16 protein-coding genes are annotated in these 18,476 nt (G+C 57.1%); 5 read left to right on the top strand and 11 right to left on the bottom strand.

Annotated features, from left to right (window positions below; genetic code table 11):
* From LJE94_02930 to LJE94_02920, 3 genes are all read left to right on the top strand, one after another.
* On the top strand, positions 1 to 312 hold a 312-nt coding region (locus LJE94_02930; GenBank protein MCG6909063.1), incomplete at its 5' end, for a 4Fe-4S dicluster domain-containing protein.
* Positions 313 to 371: 59 nt separating this feature from the next.
* Positions 372 to 1,775, top strand: a complete 1,404-nt coding sequence (locus LJE94_02925) for a magnesium chelatase (protein MCG6909062.1) — start codon at positions 372 to 374, stop codon at positions 1,773 to 1,775.
* A gap of 7 nt (positions 1,776 to 1,782) precedes the next feature.
* On the top strand, positions 1,783 to 3,375 hold the full coding sequence (locus LJE94_02920) for a VWA domain-containing protein (protein ID MCG6909061.1): 1,593 nt from the start codon (positions 1,783 to 1,785) through the stop codon (positions 3,373 to 3,375).
* A 177-nt stretch (positions 3,376 to 3,552) separates the two neighbouring features.
* Here the strand turns inward: LJE94_02920 and LJE94_02915 are convergent, their stop codons facing one another.
* The 3 genes from LJE94_02915 to LJE94_02905 form a co-directional block, all read right to left on the bottom strand.
* Complete coding sequence (locus LJE94_02915; GenBank protein ID MCG6909060.1) at positions 3,553 to 5,667, bottom strand: DEAD/DEAH box helicase; 2,115 nt, start codon at positions 5,665 to 5,667, stop codon at positions 3,553 to 3,555.
* A 184-nt stretch (positions 5,668 to 5,851) separates the two neighbouring features.
* Positions 5,852 to 6,985, bottom strand: a complete 1,134-nt coding sequence (locus LJE94_02910) for a CoA transferase (GenBank protein ID MCG6909059.1) — start codon at positions 6,983 to 6,985, stop codon at positions 5,852 to 5,854.
* 31 nt (positions 6,986 to 7,016) lie between these two features.
* Positions 7,017 to 7,574, bottom strand: coding sequence for a DUF2889 domain-containing protein (locus LJE94_02905; protein MCG6909058.1), 558 nt, complete (start codon positions 7,572 to 7,574; stop codon positions 7,017 to 7,019).
* 375 nt (positions 7,575 to 7,949) lie between these two features.
* Between LJE94_02905 and LJE94_02900 the strand changes: the two genes are divergently transcribed.
* Positions 7,950 to 8,486, top strand: a complete 537-nt coding sequence (locus LJE94_02900) for a DsbA family protein (GenBank protein MCG6909057.1) — start codon at positions 7,950 to 7,952, stop codon at positions 8,484 to 8,486.
* Between the two features lie 244 nt (positions 8,487 to 8,730).
* On the opposite strand, the gene asd is transcribed toward LJE94_02900, so the two are convergent.
* The 8 genes from asd to LJE94_02860 all read right to left on the bottom strand — a co-directional run bounded on the left by asd (position 8,731) and on the right by LJE94_02860 (position 17,884).
* Positions 8,731 to 9,843, bottom strand: coding sequence for an aspartate-semialdehyde dehydrogenase (gene asd / locus LJE94_02895; protein ID MCG6909056.1), 1,113 nt, complete (start codon positions 9,841 to 9,843; stop codon positions 8,731 to 8,733).
* A 356-nt stretch (positions 9,844 to 10,199) separates the two neighbouring features.
* Positions 10,200 to 11,081 carry an alpha/beta fold hydrolase gene (locus tag LJE94_02890; GenBank protein MCG6909055.1) on the bottom strand — a complete coding sequence of 294 codons (882 nt, stop codon included), beginning with the start codon at positions 11,079 to 11,081 and terminating at the stop codon, positions 10,200 to 10,202.
* The gene (locus LJE94_02885; protein ID MCG6909054.1) at positions 11,041 to 11,649 is read right to left on the bottom strand and encodes a cobalamin B12-binding domain-containing protein; all 609 of its coding nucleotides are present in this window, start codon (positions 11,647 to 11,649) and stop codon (positions 11,041 to 11,043) included. Before LJE94_02885 ends, LJE94_02890 begins: the two co-directional genes overlap by 41 nt.
* Positions 11,642 to 11,854 (bottom strand): hypothetical protein, encoded by a 213-nt coding sequence (locus tag LJE94_02880; protein ID MCG6909053.1) that lies wholly within the window; start codon positions 11,852 to 11,854, stop codon positions 11,642 to 11,644. The genes LJE94_02885 and LJE94_02880 overlap by 8 nt, the downstream gene beginning before the upstream one ends.
* A gap of 171 nt (positions 11,855 to 12,025) precedes the next feature.
* Positions 12,026 to 14,188 (bottom strand): FAD-dependent oxidoreductase, encoded by a 2,163-nt coding sequence (locus LJE94_02875; protein MCG6909052.1) that lies wholly within the window; start codon positions 14,186 to 14,188, stop codon positions 12,026 to 12,028.
* A 12-nt stretch (positions 14,189 to 14,200) separates the two neighbouring features.
* The gene (locus tag LJE94_02870) at positions 14,201 to 14,968 is read right to left on the bottom strand and encodes a (2Fe-2S)-binding protein (protein MCG6909051.1); all 768 of its coding nucleotides are present in this window, start codon (positions 14,966 to 14,968) and stop codon (positions 14,201 to 14,203) included.
* 216 nt (positions 14,969 to 15,184) lie between these two features.
* A complete protein-coding gene (locus tag LJE94_02865; GenBank protein ID MCG6909050.1) occupies positions 15,185 to 15,688 on the bottom strand; it encodes a 4Fe-4S dicluster domain-containing protein in 504 nt (167 codons plus the stop codon).
* Between the two features lie 102 nt (positions 15,689 to 15,790).
* Entirely contained in the window at positions 15,791 to 17,884 is a 2,094-nt protein-coding gene (locus LJE94_02860; protein MCG6909049.1) for a molybdopterin-dependent oxidoreductase, read from the bottom strand.
* A gap of 378 nt (positions 17,885 to 18,262) precedes the next feature.
* Between LJE94_02860 and LJE94_02855 the strand changes: the two genes are divergently transcribed.
* The coding region (locus LJE94_02855) for a hypothetical protein (GenBank protein MCG6909048.1) at positions 18,263 to 18,476 on the top strand (214 nt) is incomplete at its 3' end.

Genomic DNA, 18,476 nt, shown 5'->3' with positions numbered 1-18,476 from the left:
TGCGGATATTGTCTGCCCTGCCCTGAAGGGGTGGGGATTCCCGCCGCATTCGACGTTTACAACAAGATGCACCTTTTCGGCAACAAGCCCGAGGCCAAATTCACCTACGCCATGCGTATGAGCGGTATGCTTACCGACGGCAATCCCGGCTATGCCTCCCAATGCGTGGCCTGCGGCGAGTGTCTGGAAAAATGCCCCCAGCGGATCGAAATACCGGATTTTCTGGTCGATGTCGCCGCAGAGATGGAAGACGACGAGATGGAGAAGCGACTGGCGGTTTTGGAAAAGTCGCTGAAAAGGGAGGCGACGTGAACCGCTGCAGCGGGCAGATTTACCGCGGTATGCTGCGGGGAACTTCAAACGGGTGAACTATGAGAAATTACGATGCTGCGTCCACATTGGGAGAATTGAAAAAGCGGGTCAGCGGTCTGCCTTCGATTAGAGAGGAAATGCGGTCGAATTTGATCGAAAAACTGAAAAACGACGAACGGCTGTTTCCCGGGATCCTCGGGTACGACGATACGGTGCTGCCCGGTATCGTCAACGCCATCCTTTGCGGTCACAACATGATCGTGCTGGGCGAAAGGGGGCAGGGAAAAAGCCGTATCATTCGCCAGATGGTCGATTTTCTGGATGATGAAATGCCGGCGATTGAGGGCTGCCCCATTCATGACAACCCCTTTGATCCCATTTGCACGCAGTGCCGCGAGAAGCTGGAACAGATGGGCGACGATCTACCGATCACCTACATCTCCAAAGACCGGCGTCTTGTGGAAAAGCTGGCCACGTCGGACGTGAGCACGGCCGATCTGATCGGTGAAGTGGATCCTATAAAGATCGCCCGGGGCAGGACCCTGGACGATGAATCGGTTATCCACTTCGGGCTCGTGCCGCGCGCCCACCGGGGCATATTCGCCATCAATGAACTTCCCGACCTGGCAGAGAAGATACAGGTTGCCTTTTTCAATATCATGGAAGAAAGCGATTTCCAGATCAAGGGTTTCCCGGTCAGGCTGCCCCTGGATATATTAATCATTGCCACGGCCAACCCAGAGGATTACACCAACAGGGGGAGGATCATCACTCCCTTAAAAGACCGTTTCGACGTTCAAATAAGAAGCCACTATCCAAAAGAAAAACGTCACGAAATCAGTATCATGGACCAGGAGGCGGCCATACCTCGCCTTGACGGCGTTGCCGTTGAAACACCGGATTATATGAAGGAAATCCTGACCCAGATCACCTTCAACGCCCGGAAAAGCAAGGACATCAACCAGCACTCCGGGGTCAGCTGCCGCGTTTCCATCAGGAGCTATGAAGCCGTTGCCGGCCACGCCCTGAAGCGCAGTCTCGTCACCGGCGAAAAGACGGCCGTGCCCCGCGTTACGGATCTCGAGGCATCCTTTCCCGCCATCGCCGGAAAAGTGGAGATGGAGTACGAGGTTCCCGGCAGCAGCCAATATGAAATTCTGGAAAATATCATCAAGTCGGCAATTAAAATCGTGTTCGACGAGCACTTCGATGCGGAGGGCCTGCAATCCATTGTCGCATCCTTTGAAAAAGGCATGACCGCCGAAATATCCAGCGATCAGCCTTCGGAAAATTATTTGGAGGGGTACAAGGTCATCGGCGGGTTGAAGGAGGCCGTCGAATCCCTGGTGTCCTCGGACGATCCAGGCCAGGCGGCAGCGGCCATCGAGTTTATCCTGGAAGGGCTTCATCTTTCCGGGAAACTCAACAGGGAGGTGGAGCACAGAAGGATAGTTTATACCTGAATCTCGCATGAAACTCTTTGTCTATAAAAAATGGGACGGCACCCAGGAGCCCTTCAGCCTGAACAAGAAGGACGTTGTCGACCAGTTCATGGAGAACATCATGAAAGGCATGAGCCCCAACATGTCCCTGGCACGGATGTTCTGGGAAGGATTTCCAATGGCGGGCATGAACTTCAGGGTAATGGGGCTTTCCGAAATGATTGCAGAGCTCGAAAAAAAGAAAAACGACCTTTTCTCCCGATACAACCTGGAGTCCGCTTTCGACAAACCCATGGATGACCTCCGGTTCCTTTTGGCCGATGAAGCCGCAACCCGGGCCCGGCAAGGGCGACCCCCGCTTCCGGACTATGCATCCCTGCCTCCCGGGCTGATGGAAAAGTTGAAAACGCTCTCCTCATTCGATTTCGAAAACCCTGAAAGCCGGGACCTTCTTGCTCAATGGCGCCATCGGGAAAACGACATTCTCGACCTGTATCGTTTTTACGGCGAATTCGGCGAAAAGTTCAGGGGGGAGGAGGCACTGGATTTCGACCATGCCGTCGAGCTGATGCGCCGGTTTCATGCCATCGAACAGGTGCAGCAGCGGCTCATGAGCGGCAACATATCCAACATAGATCCGGAGGACTTCCGCAGGGTTTTGGGAGACAGGGCCGGGCGATCCCTCAACATCCTGCTCCAACTGCCCGGTCTCCTTTCAGAGGAAGGGGTGGCGGACCTGGACGGAAGCAAAGGGGTCGGCATGACGCCCAGGGGCATGCGGGTGCTGGGAGAGACGGCTTTCGGTAAGTTGTACCACCACATCAGGAAAGACAGGCAGGGCAGGCAGCCGGGAAATGCTCCCCAGACCGGAGAAGTGGAACCGGATTCATCGCGGCCGTATGAATACGGCGACCGGTTCGACCTGGACATCAACCGCACCATTTTAGGGGCCGTGACCCGCAGTCACCTCTCAGGCGGTACTGTCGAGCTGTCCCCCGAAGACATTCGCGTTCGCGAAAGGGAGCAGCTTGTCACATCGACGACCGTGGTCCTTCTGGACCTCTCGTGGTCCATGTCCTGGGAGGGCCGGTTCGCAGCCGGGAAAAAAGTGGCCCTGGCCTTGGGCCACTACATTCGCACCCGCTTCCCCAAGGACAGGTTCCACGCGGTCGGGTTTTCAACCGAAGCCCGTGAGCTCAAAGGCAACGAGCTGGCTCTTTCCGTGTGGGACGCCCAGGCCCCCTACACCAACCTTCAGGGGGGGCTGCGGCTCGCCATGCAGCTCATCAGGAAGAGCGGCAACCGCAACAACCGGGTGATTGTCATCACCGATGGTCAGCCCACCGCCTATTATCTGGAAGACAAGCTCTACGTCGAACTTCCGGAATCCATGTTCGGGTTGAGCCCCAATGCCTGCAGGGCGACCCTGGCCGAGGTGCGCAAGGTCACGGCTATGGGGATGAACATCGAAACCTTCATGCTGGACGACAACCCGGTGCTGGTGGAATTCACCCACACAATCGCGAAGATCAATCGGGGCAGGGCGGTCATGTGCCTGCCGAACCAACTCGGCGAACTGGTCCTGGTGGAGGAGATCAAACGGCGGGGGGGGAGGGTTTAGAAAACCGCGCCGGAGGACTCCGCCCTCAGGACGGGGGTGAATGATGCCGGCGTTATACAGTATCGACTTTTTCGGCGCAGGACAGCAATTCCACATGGGGCATGGCACCTCCGTCGGAACACACGCATGACAATCGATACAGGGAAACTCGCGGGGAAATGGTTTTGTGGACGGGCACTACGGCATCACCGGTGGTTTCACGATCAGGTCGATGGCTTCCAGGGCGGTGGCGGCAGCTTGCGGAAAGGGGTTGCCGAGTGAACCGATGTGCCGCAGGTTGTCTGCGGTGCGCATGATCAGCATGGCGAAGTCCCCGTCCGCTATCCGGAAGCGCTGTACGATCTTTTTCCAATCCTCTTCCCGGGCCCAGGAATGAACGGCCGCAGCTCCTTGAACGGAAAGCGGGCGCACGGGAAAGCCGCTGAAGGCCAGGTGCCTGGCAAAACTGGTCAATCCTTTTTTTATCCGCAGTACCGAGGTTATCAGGTTCTTGGGCCAGGTGCGCCGGTCTAGGCGTTCTTCGCTTTCCTTCTCGCCGACAAATGCGGCCATCACAGCGGCGAAGAGCTGCGGTTCCCCGTCGGGGAACAGGCCCGATCTCAGTGCTTCCGCCACCAGCAGGGGTTGTTCTATACGCAGTTGGGAGGCCCATTGCCCGTCCGGAGTTAGCCGGTCGGACGCGTCCACGAATCCGCTTTCCTTCAGAAAATCGAGGTGGTGCACGAATTCGTCACGCAGAACCTGCCGGACATCGAAGCTGGCATCGCGCACGTTGCCGCGCCTGCGAGGGCGGCCCATACGATAAGCCGCAAAGGAGCGCCCGAGGAGGTTCTCGATCTGTTCCGGTGAGTGTGATAGCAGAAGATTGAGGACCATGGGAAAGTTGATTTGGATCTTGCTGGTGACAGCGGCGGGCGGAGAGGCGAACAGGCGGGCGACGCGGCGTAAGTCAAGGTATTTGCCCGGTACGGCCAGCGCAAAGCCGATTCTGTCTTTGCCGCGCCTGCCGGCGCGCCCGGTCATCTGGAGGAACTGGGACGCGTCCAGCGGGACGAATTCGAAACCGTTGAAGCGGTCGGAGTTGAAAAACACGACGCTGCGCGCCGGAAAATTAACGCCCGCCGCCACCGTCGAAGTGGCGAAGATGGCATCCAGCAGCCCCTTGTTCATCAATTCTTCCAGCACCAGCTTCCATGCTGGCAGCTGGCCGCTGTGGTGACTGCCGACCGCAAAAAGTTCCAGCGCCCTCCGCTGCCGGTGCCCGGCGATGTGGGGGAAATGGGTTCCGAGTTCCGTGATTATTTGTGCCCGGTCCTGTGTGCGTTGGACGTCTGTGTCGATATGTTGCCGGCAGAGCTCCAGTGACCGGTCGCAGTCGGCGCGGGATTTGAGAAAAAAAATGGCGGGCAGCAGGTCATATTTCTTCAGCACGCGCAGAATATCGCCCATGGGCGGCAGTTTGTCGGGGGGAGCCATTTCAAGGCGTTGTTTGGATTTCATCAGGCCGCGGACCTTTTTAGAAAGTCCGGCCCTGCCCCTGGCCATCAGCGGAAGCAGGGTGCCGTTGGGGTGCAGAAGCAGGGGGTGTAGCGGCACGGGGCGGACAAATTCCTCGACAACGCGGCATTGACGGTTGCGGATTTTCGACAGCCAGCCGGCTATTTCGTGGGCGTTGCCGATGGTGGCCGACAACAGCAGAAGGGGAATGCGTTGAGGAAGGTAGATCATGATCTCCTCCCACACCACGCCCCGTTCTTCGTCACCGAGGTAGTGGGCTTCGTCCAGAACAACGAAATCAGTATCCAGCGAAAAGCCGGTGTGCATGGCGTCGTACAGCTGGTTGCGCAGGATTTCGGTGGTGCCGACGATAATGGAGGCGTCCGCATTTTCTTTGCGGTCGCCCGTGAGAATGCCGACTTGTGAGGCCCCGAATGCGGCCGAAAATTCAGTCAACTTGGCGTTGGTCAAGGCCTTCAGGGGCGTCGCATACCAGGATTTGCCGCCCTTGCTGTGTACGTCTTTGATGGCCTGTTCGGCGATCCACGTTTTCCCGGCGCCGGTAGGGGCCGTCACCAGACAGTCGGAATACAAGACCGCCTCGATGGCCTTGATTTGGTAGGGGTCCGGTTCGAAGGGCCGCCTGGCGGGGACGCCGATTTCTGCAAATATGTTTTTCAGACCGGGATCGGCGCCCGGTCTGAAATTGATTTCCTTTTGGGGCGGGCGATATCTGCCCCGGCGGTATGTTCTCTTTCCCTTCCGGCGGGCATCATACGGTTTTCGATATCTCATTCGTCGGATGTGGTTTATTCGCTTACTGCATTCAGGTTTCCCGGGCAATCAGCCAAAAGCAAATAGCCAATCGTTCGATGTTCGACGTTCGATGTTGGGCGTTCATCTTAATCCCCGCCTCTGATCTCTTGCTCGGTGAACGGTTTAAGGAACCAGGGGCCAATACCCTTTGTGTCTTGATGGTTCAGTCGACTACTTCGGCGTCTTCCAACCCTTTTATCTCGTCCGGGCCGAAGCCGAAATCCGCCAGGACGCTTTTTGTGTCCTCACCGGGTACCCGCGGCGTGCCTTTCAGTTCCGGCTTCGTCCGGGAAAACCTTGGGGCAGGGGCCGGCTGAATGACGCCGTCCACATCGACAAAGGTGTTTCTTTGCTTGATGTGGGGATGTCGCGGCGCCTCGTCCATGGAGAGCACAGGCGCAAAACAGATGTCGGTCGTCTCCATGATTGCGCACCACGCTTCGCGTGTTTTTGTTTTGAACAGGGCTTCCAGCTTCACTTTCAGCTCGGGCCATTTGGTGACGTCCATCTGTTGCTTGAACTCAGGGTCGTCGATTTCGGCTTTTTCCAACAGCAGGGCGTAAAATTGGGGCTCGATGGAACCGATGGATATATATTTCCCGTCGGCCGTTTCATACGTATCGTAAAAATGAGCCCCGGTGTCGAGCATGTTGACGCCACGGCGATCCTTCCAGAATCCCGCCGCTTTCATGCCGTACATCATGGTCATGAGCGCGGCGGAACCATCGACCATGGCGGCGTCGACCACCTGTCCCTGGCCGGATTTCAGTGCTTCGAACAGGGCGCAGACCATGCCGAAGGCCAGCAGCATGCCTCCGCCGCCGAAATCACCCACCAGGTTGAGGGGCGGCACGGGTTTGCCGCCTTCTCTGCCGACGGCATGCAGGGCGCCCGTCAGGGATATGTAGTTGATGTCGTGTCCCGCCGTCTTTGCCAGCGGTCCTTCCTGACCCCATCCGGTCATGCGTCCGTAGACCAGCTTCGGGTTTCTCGCGAGACAGACGTCCGGTCCCAGTCCCAGTTTTTCCATGACGCCGGGCCGGAACCCTTCCTGCAGGGCGTCCACCTGTTCGATTATTTTGAGCGTGGCGGCCACACCTTCGGGTTTGCGAAGGTCGATGGAGATCGAGCGGCGGTTGCGGGTGAGGATGTCGAATTTCGGTTGTATTCTTGCCGTTGCTCCCAGACGCTCGAGGCGTACGATGTCGGCCCCCATGTCGGAAAGCATCATGCCGCAGAAAGGTCCCGGCCCGATGCCGCCGACCTCGATGATTTTAATGCCTTGCAGTGGTCCCACTCGTCCCTCCTTTAAAAAAAATAGTGCAATGTTAAGGTTCAGATGGAAAAAGTTTTTCCTGGTATTCCTTCATCAACACGCCGTCTTCGCGCCACAGCATGCAGGTGTCCTTGATCCTTTCCACGGCTGCCGCCAGGTGTCCGGGATTCATGGGCGTACGGGCCAGGGCATTCCAGGCGCCCTGTAAGGCCGCCGGCGCCATGGCATTCAAAAGGGCCACCAGGTGAGCGCACCCGTTGGCGCCGCCGACAATTTCCTTGATGCGGGCGGTAAAGCCGGCGGCAATGGGCATGCCGATGACCGGTTTGAGCGAATCGAGCGCTTCACGGCACGCTTCATGGGGTGCGGTTCCAATCTCCACATCGATCGCTTCGATGACCAGGTTCGCGCGGCCCACCTGCATGCGGATGACCATGTGATGAATCGGCCCCGCACCTGTCTTCTCTCCCGTGGGCCGGTAAACCTCCACCAGGCGTTCGTCGTGCAGCACGCCTTCCACGACAATGGAGCGGTCGTCCTTTTCGTAAGTCGCCATGTCGATGCGTCGGGTGTGGATTTTTTTCTGTTTGGATTTGTCTATGCTGATCAATTTGTATCTCCAGGCGTTACCGGTGGAAAAAGTCAAGATCCCTTATCACGAAATATTCAAGTATTCAAAACGTAACCGCAGGGCAGTTAACGAAATCGCTTTTATCCTTCTGGCCATTTCATTATTTGGTTATGGGGTCATTTGAAATTGTTTAGGACGCAGATATTCGATATTGGAATTCCCAGTGTATCACGCTTGGGTTATAGCATAGTATCTATTAAAATCAATGTGTATGGAGGGAATGGATAGTGGTTGACGATATATCTTTTTGTGATTATCAGTATACTTGCGACCAAACGAGCAATGAGGTGAGATAATAATATGAAAAGACTTGAAATATTTTCCGACTACGTCTGACCCTGGTGCTATTTCAGCATCGGGCGTGTTGACCAGTTGAAGAAAAATCATGACGTGGAGATCGAGTGGCTGGCTTTTCCCCTGCACCCCGAGACACCCGAGAGGGGCGTTTCGCTGGAAAAGCTGTTCAGTGGGCGCAACTTCGACATCGACGAGGTGATGCGACACCTCAAAGGGGTGGCCGACGGCCTCGGGCTTCCCTTTGGGAGTCGCAAAATGACCTACAACAGCCGCATGGCCCAGGAACTCGGCAAGTGGGCCGAAGAAGAGGGCAGGGGAGACGCTTTTCACAGGGCCGCGTTCGAAGCCTATTTCGTCGACGGTAAAAACCTCGCCAGCGTCGACCTGCTGGCCGATATTGCCGTATCCGTCAACCTGGACGGGGCGGTCGCGCGGCGCGTGTACAAGGAAAGGACCTATAAACGCGAGGTGGACCGGGATTGGCAGGAAGCACGCGCCAGAGGCATCACGGCCGTGCCGACCTTTCTGGCCGATGGCCGCCGCCTGGTGGGCGCGCAGTCTTACGAGGCGCTGGCGAAACTAATTATGGGATGATTTGTCGACGACAGGTTTAAATTTTTTCTTATTCGACAGTATACTACCAGGATCCGAGGATTCAAGGGTTCAAGGATTCGAGTGAGAAATAAGCGCTTAGCCGACGGCTGCCAAAAGCTAAGAGCAAAGAGCCTTCACTTGGCCCCTGGACCCCTCGGATCCTTGGATTCCAAGCCTTCGGCTTTATCCGAAGGTGGTCGATTTCATCACCCCTGAAGATTTGATGCCTCCCTAATTGCAGCATTCAACTCTCCAACAATATCCTCAGCATCCTCCTCAAGGGCTCCGCCGCTCCCCACAACAGCTGGTCTCCCACGGAAAAGGCCGTGAGATATTCAGCGCCCAGGTTCAGCTTGCGGATCCTGCCCACGGGAACCGTCAGGGTCCCGCTAACCTTGGCCGGCGTGAGTTCCTGCATGGTGATCTCTTTCTGGTTGGGGACGACCCGCACCCACTCGTTGTGGGCCGCGATGATGCCCTCGATCTCATCCAGCGGCAGGTCTCTGTTCAGCTTGAGCGTGAAGGCCTGGCTGTGGCACCGCATGGCGCCGATGCGTACGCATTGACCGTCGATGGGGATGGGATTGTTCTGCCTGCCGATTATTTTGTTGGTTTCGGCGATACCCTTCCATTCCTCGCGGGTCTGGCCGTTTTCCATGGGTCGGTCGATCCAGGGTATCAGGCTGGCGGCAAGGGGCGCTCCGAAATGGTCCGTGGGGAAATCATCCCGCCGAAGGGTGGCAGTCACCCGCCGGTCCAGATCCTGGATGGCTCCCGACGGATCGCCCAGCAGCCCGGCGGATGCCTGCCCGATCGTATGCATCTGGGAGACCAGTTCGCGCATGTTGTTGGCGCCGGCGCCCGATGCGGCCTGGTAGGTCATGGTGGTCATCCAGTCGATCAGGTCGTTTTCGAACAGGCCCCCCAGCGCCATGAGCATCAGCGAAACCGTGCAGTTGCCGCCGACAAAGTTCTTTACGCCGTCGGACAACGCGTTGTCGATCATCCGGCGGTTGACCGGGTCCAGCACGATGACGCTGTTCGCTTCCAAGCGCAGGGTGGAAGCGGCGTCGATCCAGTATCCCTGCCAGCCGTTTTGGCGCAGCGCAGGATGGCATTCCTGGGTATAGCCGCCGCCCTGGCAGGACACCAGGATGTCCATGGTTGCAAGCAATCCGAGATCGTTGGCATCCGCCACCGGCGCCACTCCCCGGCCGATGTCCGGTCCCGGATGGCCTGCCTGGGAGGTGGAAAAGAATAACGGTTCAAATTCCGCAAAATCGTTTTCCGCCAGCATGCGCTCCATGAGAACCGAGCCGACCATTCCCCTCCATCCGATAATGCCAACTTTTTTCATTGTCTTTCTCCTTTTTCCGGCAACCGCCCCGTTGTGTAAAAGTGAAAAGCCCCTTTGAACCCTGGATCGGTTCAAAGGGGCTTTCGATGTTATCGCTGTTCTGTCGCTAAGGCCGCTACTCGAACCGACACCGCTGTCTGCGGGTCATCCGCTTGGTCGTTCGCCTGGTAGTGATTCGAATAACGATGGGGTGCATTGTTTTCAAGTCCTGGCAATCCTAATGCGACATAATGCTTAATAAGAACGAGACGAATGATTAGCTGAAAATCGTTAAAAGTCAAGTTTATTTTTTAAACACATGGTTCGGTCATTTGAACTGTGGCCTTAGTGGATTGCTTTTTTAAAGGCCGCCATGCTCAGCTGCTTTCAACGGCGTGCATGTGCGCCAGCACGATGTCGGCCAGCGGTGGTCCCAGGTCGGGGGGCGTGTCGTGGCCCATGCCTTCGACCAGCCTGAAGGTGGCGTTGGGAATCAGTTCGGCGGTTTCCCTTCCCTTCTCAGGGGGAATCAACCCGTCGTCGCTACCGTGCACCACCAGGGCCGGCACAGCAATCGTTCTTACCAGGGATGGAAGGCCCATCCCCCCGGCCGAAAAGATTGCCAAAAGCTGACGGTTGGCGCCGTCAGGTGAATAGCAGCGATCGTAAGCGGCAGCAGCCGCCTCCCGGGAGTGGGCGTCACCGGCGGCGTATTTCGGGCTGCCGAAGGTGCGTATGTATTCGACCCATTCCTGGATGTAGGTTTCCCTGGAAACCCTTTGTGACCACAGGCGGTCGATGAGCTGCGGGTCCAGATTTCCTCCGCTGGACGACATGATGGATGTCATGGAGGCGACCCGCGACGGGTATTTGGCCGCCAGAACCTGGGAAATGAAGCCGCCCATGGAGATGCCGGCGATGTGGGCTTTCGCAATGTCCAGGGCATCCATCAGGTGTATGACGTCCAGCGCCATGTCGTCCAGCGTGTACGGTGGATCGAACGCCTCCCCGGCCGCAATCTTTCTGCGGATGGCCGCCAGTTCCGCATCGCCGATGTGGTCGAACTTTTGAGACAGCCCGGTGTCGCGGTTGTCGAAACGGACCGTCCGGTACCCACAGGCCGCAAAAGCGTCGTAAAACGTTGCCGGCCAGTGAACCATCTGGGTCCCCTGGCCGCGGATCAGTACGACCGCACCGGCTTCACCGCCGCCGCTTTCCTCATAATAAAGTTTGATCTTGCCTGCCTGGATAATCGGCATGGGGAAACCTCAAAAGAAAATCGATAAAGTGTCTGATATGGTTCAATACAAGATAGCCTTTACCTTCCAATGCCTGCGGAGCCATGGATTTGAAGATCGGTCCGCCTGCGATGACCCGCGTCGCGGGCCGCAGTTGGTCCGCGATCTCACACAGGATCTCTTCGGAATGGAACTGCAGGACCGTCAGCCCCAGCATCTCCGGGCGGGCTTGGCGGCATGCGGCGATGATCGCTTCGGGGGATTGCATCAGGCCCAGCGGCCGCACGTCGAGACCGGCCAGGTTACCGAAAAGGTGAATGATCTGCAGGCCCTGGCCGATGGCATCATCCAGGGTCGTCGTCATCATGACCGGCGGTGCGTCCCAAAGACCCCGCCGGGATGCCGATTCCCGCCACCGGAGGAGCATTTCACCGGCCCGGAAGATTTCCGCCCTGGACCATGACCGGTCTTTATCAAGGATCTCCGCCAACTGTTCCAGTACGCACCGCAGGTCCGTACGGGGATGCTGCAGGCCGCGTATCGATGACAGAAGGGGCAGTGATCGAAGCGCGTCGTTCGATTCAGTCATCGAGAAGGCGCAGGCAGTCCTGGGGCAACCGGTGGGTTCCCTTGTCTTCCAGGCTGACTTCCACCAGGGCATCCGGGTCGTTAATGGCGGTATCCGGGTCGGTAATGATGCCGTGACACCCCACGTAATCGTCCATGTAGTTTTCCCAACCCTCATCGTCTGACTTGCGGTATACTTCCACACGCTGCCCTTTTCGGAATTGCATCGATAGACTCCTTGACTCCACGTTTGTCTTTCATCAGTAAGTGGCGAGGCGGCCGCTACAGAGGTGATTTCCGCCCTTTGACCCTCCGGGAAATCTCTCGAGCCTCAGGCGCCAATTATTTTCTGCAGAACACCGCGTATGCCGCATTCAGACGGCGCAACCGGGCCGGGGTCAGACATGGTGCGCCGGTATTCCGCCGGCCTGGATGCCCCTTTTCCGCGCGCACTGCGTGCAGAGGGTCTCCTCCACGCCCACCTGGTCGGCGGTATGTTTCAACCTTTTACCGATGTAGTCCAGGTATTTTGCCGGGCCGATGACCGCGCCGCATGAACTGCACAGCACGAGTTTCTGGCGGTTCAATACGGTGCCGCACAGCGTAAGCACCCTTTCACCGTCCCTGTCCTCTATGCGCATGGCGTTGTTGGGGCAGTTTTCGGCACAGGCCCCGCAGGTGATGCAGCGCTCCTGGGTGGACCTGAAATCGGTATCCACGGGGTGGTCGAAATCGAAATAGCCCATCTGCAGCGCATTGATTTTCATCTTATCGCGGCAGACCTCGATGCATTCACCGCAGCGTCGGCACACATCGCAGCGCAGGCAGCGGCGGGCCTCTTCGCGGACGACGTTTTCCGAGTATCCCAACTCCACCTGCTGATAAGTCGTCCTCCGCCTTTCTATGTTCAGCAGCGGCATTTCGGGCCGCTTCAGGACCATTTTGGTGCTGGCAGGCACCTCGATGAAATCGACGACGGCGCGGCGCACCGGAACCGGGGGCATTTTGAGCTGCGGCAGGCCGGAAAGGTAGCGGTCAATGGCGTTGGCGGCCCGTTTCCCGCCGCCGATAGCCTCGATGACCGTGGCAGGGCCGGTCACGGCGTCGCCCACGGCAAATATGTCGGGTCGGGTGGTGGCCATGTTGGCCATGTTGACTTGGATGGTGCCGCGCCGGGTCCAGCCGACATCGTCGATGGACTGCATGCAACCCTTGTCCACGTACTGGCCGATGGCCGGAATGATCGCGTCGGCCTCTATGTCGAAATCACTGCCTTCGACGGGGGTCGGGTACATGCGCTCGCTACCTTTCTTTTTAACCAGTTTGGCCTGGAGACAATGAAGGGCCGTGATGTCGCCGTCTTTCCCCTTTACTTCCGTGGGAATGGTGAGCATGGCCAGCTTGACACCCTCTTCCTCGGCATGCTCGACCTCTTCCTCGTCTGCAGGCATCTCCTTGCGTGTACGGCGGTAGGCGATGGTCACTTCTTCGCTTCCCAGGCGAAGGCAGGTGCGGGCGGCATCGATGGCGACATTCCCGCCGCCGATGATGACGACCTTTTTCCCGGGGGCGTGCCGGTGCCCCAGGGCGACATCTTTCAGCAGATCGATGGCGTCGATCACCTTGGGGTAATCGTCTTCTCCGGGAATGTTCAACTTGTAGGCTTTGTGGGCGCCGATGGCGAAAAGAAAGGCTTTGAAACCCTGCTTTTTCAGGTCGTCATAGGACAGGTCGTCACCGAAGCGGGTGTTGAAAACAAATTCTACGCCCAGCTCCTCGATCATGGCGACTTCCCGGTCGATGACTTCTCTGGGCAAGCGGTAGCGCGGTATGCCTACCATGGTCATGCCGCCGGCCATGGGCAGAGCCTCGATTACCTTTACAGTGTAGCCTTTGAGGGCCAGGTAGTAGGCCGCACTCATGCCGCCGGGGCCGGCGCCGATGATGCAGACTTTTTTATGGTTGTCCGGCATTTTTTCCGGATTGCGGTATTGGCGGTCGGAGAGGGCCCTTTCAGCGGCAAAGGCTTTGAGAAATTTGATGGAGACCGGTTTGTCGATACGTCCCCGAACGCACATGAATTCACAGGGCCGCGTGCACACCAGCCCGCACACCCAGGGAAAAGGATTGTCTCTGCGGATAACCTCGATGGCCTCCGCATCCCGGCCCATGCCGATGAGGGTGACGTAGGTGGGCACATCGATACCGGCGGGACAGGCCATCTGGCACGGGGCGGGGGTCAGCTTGACACAGTCGCCGGTTGGACAGTTCTGGGTTGTGATGTGGCTCCGAAACGCCTCGTCGTTTGTGCTGAGTTCCCGCTCGATCCGGTTTTTGATCTCACCGGCAACGGGGTCCGAACAGTTTTCCGCCAGTTCGTCAAGCAGACCGCCGATGGCGGCCAGGTGATCTTCGCCGGCCATCCCCCAGGCGATGTCCTCGAACAGGCTGAGAATTTCGTCCAGCAGGCGTCTGGCTCTAGGCTGTTTGACCGTACCCGCATCCAGGGGATCCTTGATAGCCGCGATGGTGTTGCAAACCGGGCAGGCGCTAGTGGTCATAGTCTCACCTTTCTATTTCTTCCCAAACTTGGGCTGGGTCAGTCGCATGTTTTTGCGGTAGTAAAGCTTGGTGCACGTCGGGCAGTGATGGTGAACCGTCTTTTCATCCGGGTGCCCATCCTCGCTATGTTTGACGTGCTCCAGGAAACTGGTGGTGGCGTACAATTTGCCGCAGATCTGGCACCGCTCCAGGGTATGTCGCCCCACTACTTCATCCCTTATGAGAATGGTGCGCACATTGCCCTCGTCCTCGGAGTGGATGGCACCGGTGGGACAGACGTTGGTGCAGGTCAGACAACCGATACACTCGTTGTTCTCTGATGGGGCCACAAAATTGCGTCCCTCCCTTTTGGTCATTTTGAGCGCTTTGGCGCCGATGATTTCGGAACAGACCCGGATGCACAGGCGGCAGCGAATGCACCCGTCGGGAATGATGCCGGTGCTCAATCCGTATTCCCTGCCGATTTTGTGAATGGCTTCGGAGTGAGGGGCCAGCTTCAGCAGGTTGCCCATGGCGGTGTTGCGCATCTGGTGGACCATGGCGCTTTCGGTGGTGACCTCCAGACCGTCTGTTACTTTGACGGCACAGGAGAGACGCGTGCGGATAGGTTTATCTTTTTCCTTGACTTCCACGACGCACAACTTGCAGGCCGCAGCCGGCGTCAGGGCGTGATGAAAGCAGAGATGCGGCACACGGACGCCGTTTTTTTCCAGAACCGCCAGCAGCCTTTCACCTTCGTCGGCCCTGCAGTCGTCCCCGTTTATTTTTATGGTCGCCATAAGCGTACATCCTTATAAGAAAGCAAGCCGACGTTACATGAGCCGAATACGATGCCCGACAAACATAACCATCACTGTCAGCCTCAACGTTGGGGTTAATCACTGAAACGAGAGGAAGTGCTCATACATTCACACCTGTGAAATCCAGTGTTTCCGTCGGTCCCTTAATGAGCGCGTCACCACAATGTTGCTCGTCTCAGTGCGCAAGGGCCCCGATCAATCGAAGCTGGCGATCATTTCCGCGTGACGGGTCCTCCTGATCTCAACCGAGTCTTCCACACGCCCGAAGTGAAGGCACTTGGTAACGCACTTGGTGACGCACGCCGGTTCGAGCCCCTCGTCAATGCGGTCCATGCAATAGTCGCATTTGACAACCTTGCCGCGTTCCGCATCCCACTGCGGCGCACCCCAGGGGCAAGCCGACACACAGGTTTTGCACCCCACGCAAAGGGAGCTGTCCACGAACACGATCCCGTCTTCAGGCCTTTTCTGCATGGCGCCGGTGGGGCACGCAGACACGCACCAGGGTTGTTCGCAATGGAAACAGGGCATGAATACATGGGCCGTGCGCGGCAGATTGTTGACCATTTTAGGGCCCACGGCAATAATTTGAGCCGGCCGGGGGCCCACAGGCAGGTTTTTATTGGCCTTGCAGTGGACTTCGCAGCTGTAGCATCCAATACAACGTTTGGTATCCTGGAAAAGGTAGTACTTGCTCATCGGTTTGCCTCCGATTCAGGTGTATGGTGTATATGTAAATTAATGCCCGGGCGTTTACAGCTCGGGAATCGTTCGAATTTTGTAAAATCGCGGAACGCGGATTTATTCCGGTTCCACCTTGACAACGCATTCCAGCAGCGCGATGGCGCCGCCGGCTTCGTCGTATACATCCAGCAGGCCGGTTTCAAAACGGTAGTCCCCCAATCCCCGGTTGTACCCCCGGGTCTGCCACGGAATTTTGCGGCCGAATCCGTGGACCATGAAAACGGTTTCCGGATGGATCATATCCGTGACCCACGCCTGGATGGTGCCGGAGTGGCTGCCGTCGGCTGCGGTCACTTTCACCAGGTCCTTGTTCTTGATACCCAGCTTGGCGGCTTCCGCCGTGTTTATCCAGAGGGTGTTTTCAGGCATGATTTCATGCAGGTATGGGTTGTTCATCGTGCGGCCGTGGGTGTGTACCGGGCTGCGGCCGAAGGCCAGCCGGAACGTTCCTTCCTTCGGTTTTGCAGGCGTTTCATAGGGTTTGAATGACGGCAGGCCGCAGCTCTCGAGACGGCTGGATACCAGCTCGATCTTGCCGGAAGGCGTTTTGAACTTCAGGTCTTTCATGCGGTCCCACCAGATCGGCTTGTCCACCAGGCTGAAAGAGCCTTTCTTTTTTATGTCGTCGACGGTTACACCCGTGCCTTCGAGCTGCCACTCCCAGAAGTCCTCCACGTCGTCAAAATTGAAATATTCTCCCACCCCCAGACGTTCTGCCAGAGATTTGAATATCCACCAGTCCGCCTTGGCGTTGGTGTGGGGGTCGATCGCCTTTTCACGGATGCGGAAAGAGGGTTTCAGGCCTTTGCCCGTGCAGAGAACGCTGGATTTTTCGAGATAGGTGGCCGACGGCAGCAGCACATCGGCATACCAGGCCGTTTCACTGTAGTTGGCGTCGATAGCCACCAGGAGGTCCAGCTTGTCCAGGGCCTTTTTCTGGGCCTCGGGGTCCGGCAGCGAAAGCAGAGGATCGTGCCGGTAAACGAGGTATCCCTTGATCGGATAGGGGTCTTCTTCCAGCATGGCTTTTAAAAAAAGGTGCATCAGACCGGGGCCGCCCTCGAATTGTTTGTGTTTCCAGCCGCAGCCGTCCGCGCGCTTTTCTTCGGGTTTGGGGATCGTGTCCATGAGGGAGTTGAGCCCCTTGCGTCCGGCATCCCCCGGTCCCTTCTGAAAAAACAGTCCGCCGGGTGCTTCCAGGCTTCCCATGAGCACGTTCAGAATGTAGGCGGTCCTGCTTGCATAAAACGAGTCTTTGTAGCGTGCCGTCAGCCAGCCCGGATGAAAGATGACGGCCGGGGCGGCCTCGGCCACCTCGTGGGTGAACTCGACGATTTCCGCTGCGGGGATGCCGGTCTCTCCGGCGGTCCACTCGGGGGTGTAGGGTCTTACGAATTCCTCCAGTTCCTTCAGGCCGGAAACCCACTTGCCGACAAATTTTTTATCGTAGAGCTTTTCCTTCAGAATGGTGTGAATGATGCCTAAATTGAGGGCGTAGTCGGTACCCGGGCGAATCATCCAGAAACGGGTGGCTTTCATTGCCGTTCCGGCGGCGCGGACGTCGATATAGGTGATTTTACCGCCCCTCTCCAACAGGTCCATGATGGTGTTGGCATTTTTTACCCGCATCGATTCCAGGACGTTGCGGCCGTAGAGCACCAGGTGCTTACATTGGCTGTAGTCGTAGTTGAAGGTTTTGCGCCCCCCCCCGAACAGGGAGATGGCTGCGTGCTGCGTGTTTCTGGCGCAGGTGGCATCGTGGTTCATGTAATTGGGTGATCCCAGGGCCCTTAAAAAGCTGCGGTGGAGCTCCCGAAAAGGGCCGCCGCGGTCACTCAGCGCCACCGCCCGCGGGCCGTGTTCGTCGATGATGGTTTTGAGTTTGCCGGCAATATAATCCAGGGCCTCTTCCCAGGTGGCTTTGCGCCATTTGCCCTCGCCGCGTTTGCCCTCGCGGATCAAGGGATGCTGGGGCCGTTCGTAGTCGTACAGCATGGCAATGCCTGCGGATCCTTTGGCACACAGCCTTCCTGCCATTCCAGGGTCGCTGGGGGAACCTTCGATCCACTTGACGACACCGTCCTCCACCTCGACCTTGATGGAACACCTGACCGTGCACATGCCGCAAATACTGAACACTTCCTTTTTCATAACCTTCCTCCGGTCTGCATTGGATTCATTGAAAACAGCCACGCACTTGCAGGAACCATATACCTGTACGCAGAAAAGCTGCAATTCGGTTTACCATAGCAAGTTCTATACCAGTCGCAGGTAGCCCGGTCAAGATTTAGAATTCGCAGCACCGGTTTATATATTAACCGTCATATCAAAGAGATACGTACCTTTTTGCATGGCCGGTCGGAAAAATCGGGGGGTGGGATTCACGGGGAAAAGGGGTTTGCGGACCCCAAAACGAAATAATAATATTGCATCGCAAAAAAAATATTGCAATAGAGATAACAATTTGAAAATATATTAAAATACGATAGATAACGTTCAAGCCGAATCCTTTTTGTGCAAGGATCTTACTTGAGAAGATACCGTGATGAAGAACGGTGCCGGGGTCGTGAAAAAAACGAAAATTATCTTGAATACACTGTAATTATTGTTAATATGGACGATGATGCGGCTGAGACGGGACGAATTGAAATCGTGCGCCGGCAATGGCACACGGCTTGCTATGAAAACGTTCAACTCAGGTTCAACAAGGGGGACTTATGTTCGACATTCAAATATACACCGA

This window comes from Deltaproteobacteria bacterium (assembly GCA_022340465.1).
In the GTDB taxonomy this organism is placed as follows: domain Bacteria; phylum Desulfobacterota; class Desulfobacteria; order Desulfobacterales; family B30-G6; genus JAJDNW01.
This window is presented reverse-complemented; position numbering and strand designations above follow the sequence as displayed.

Coding starts and splice junctions, on each gene's coding strand:
- LJE94_02925 (MCG6909062.1), top strand. CDS start 372: ATGAGAAATTACGATGCTGCGTCCACATTGGGAGAATTGAAAAAGCGG.
- LJE94_02920 (MCG6909061.1), top strand. CDS start 1,783: ATGAAACTCTTTGTCTATAAAAAATGGGACGGCACCCAGGAGCCCTTC.
- LJE94_02915 (MCG6909060.1), bottom strand. CDS start 5,667: ATGAGATATCGAAAACCGTATGATGCCCGCCGGAAGGGAAAGAGAACA.
- asd (MCG6909056.1), bottom strand. CDS start 9,843: ATGAAAAAAGTTGGCATTATCGGATGGAGGGGAATGGTCGGCTCGGTT.
- LJE94_02890 (MCG6909055.1), bottom strand. CDS start 11,081: ATGCCGATTATCCAGGCAGGCAAGATCAAACTTTATTATGAGGAAAGC.
- LJE94_02885 (MCG6909054.1), bottom strand. CDS start 11,649: ATGACTGAATCGAACGACGCGCTTCGATCACTGCCCCTTCTGTCATCG.
- LJE94_02880 (MCG6909053.1), bottom strand. CDS start 11,854: ATGCAATTCCGAAAAGGGCAGCGTGTGGAAGTATACCGCAAGTCAGAC.
- LJE94_02875 (MCG6909052.1), bottom strand. CDS start 14,188: ATGACCACTAGCGCCTGCCCGGTTTGCAACACCATCGCGGCTATCAAG.
- LJE94_02870 (MCG6909051.1), bottom strand. CDS start 14,968: ATGGCGACCATAAAAATAAACGGGGACGACTGCAGGGCCGACGAAGGT.
- LJE94_02865 (MCG6909050.1), bottom strand. CDS start 15,688: ATGAGCAAGTACTACCTTTTCCAGGATACCAAACGTTGTATTGGATGC.
- LJE94_02860 (MCG6909049.1), bottom strand. CDS start 17,884: ATGAAAAAGGAAGTGTTCAGTATTTGCGGCATGTGCACGGTCAGGTGT.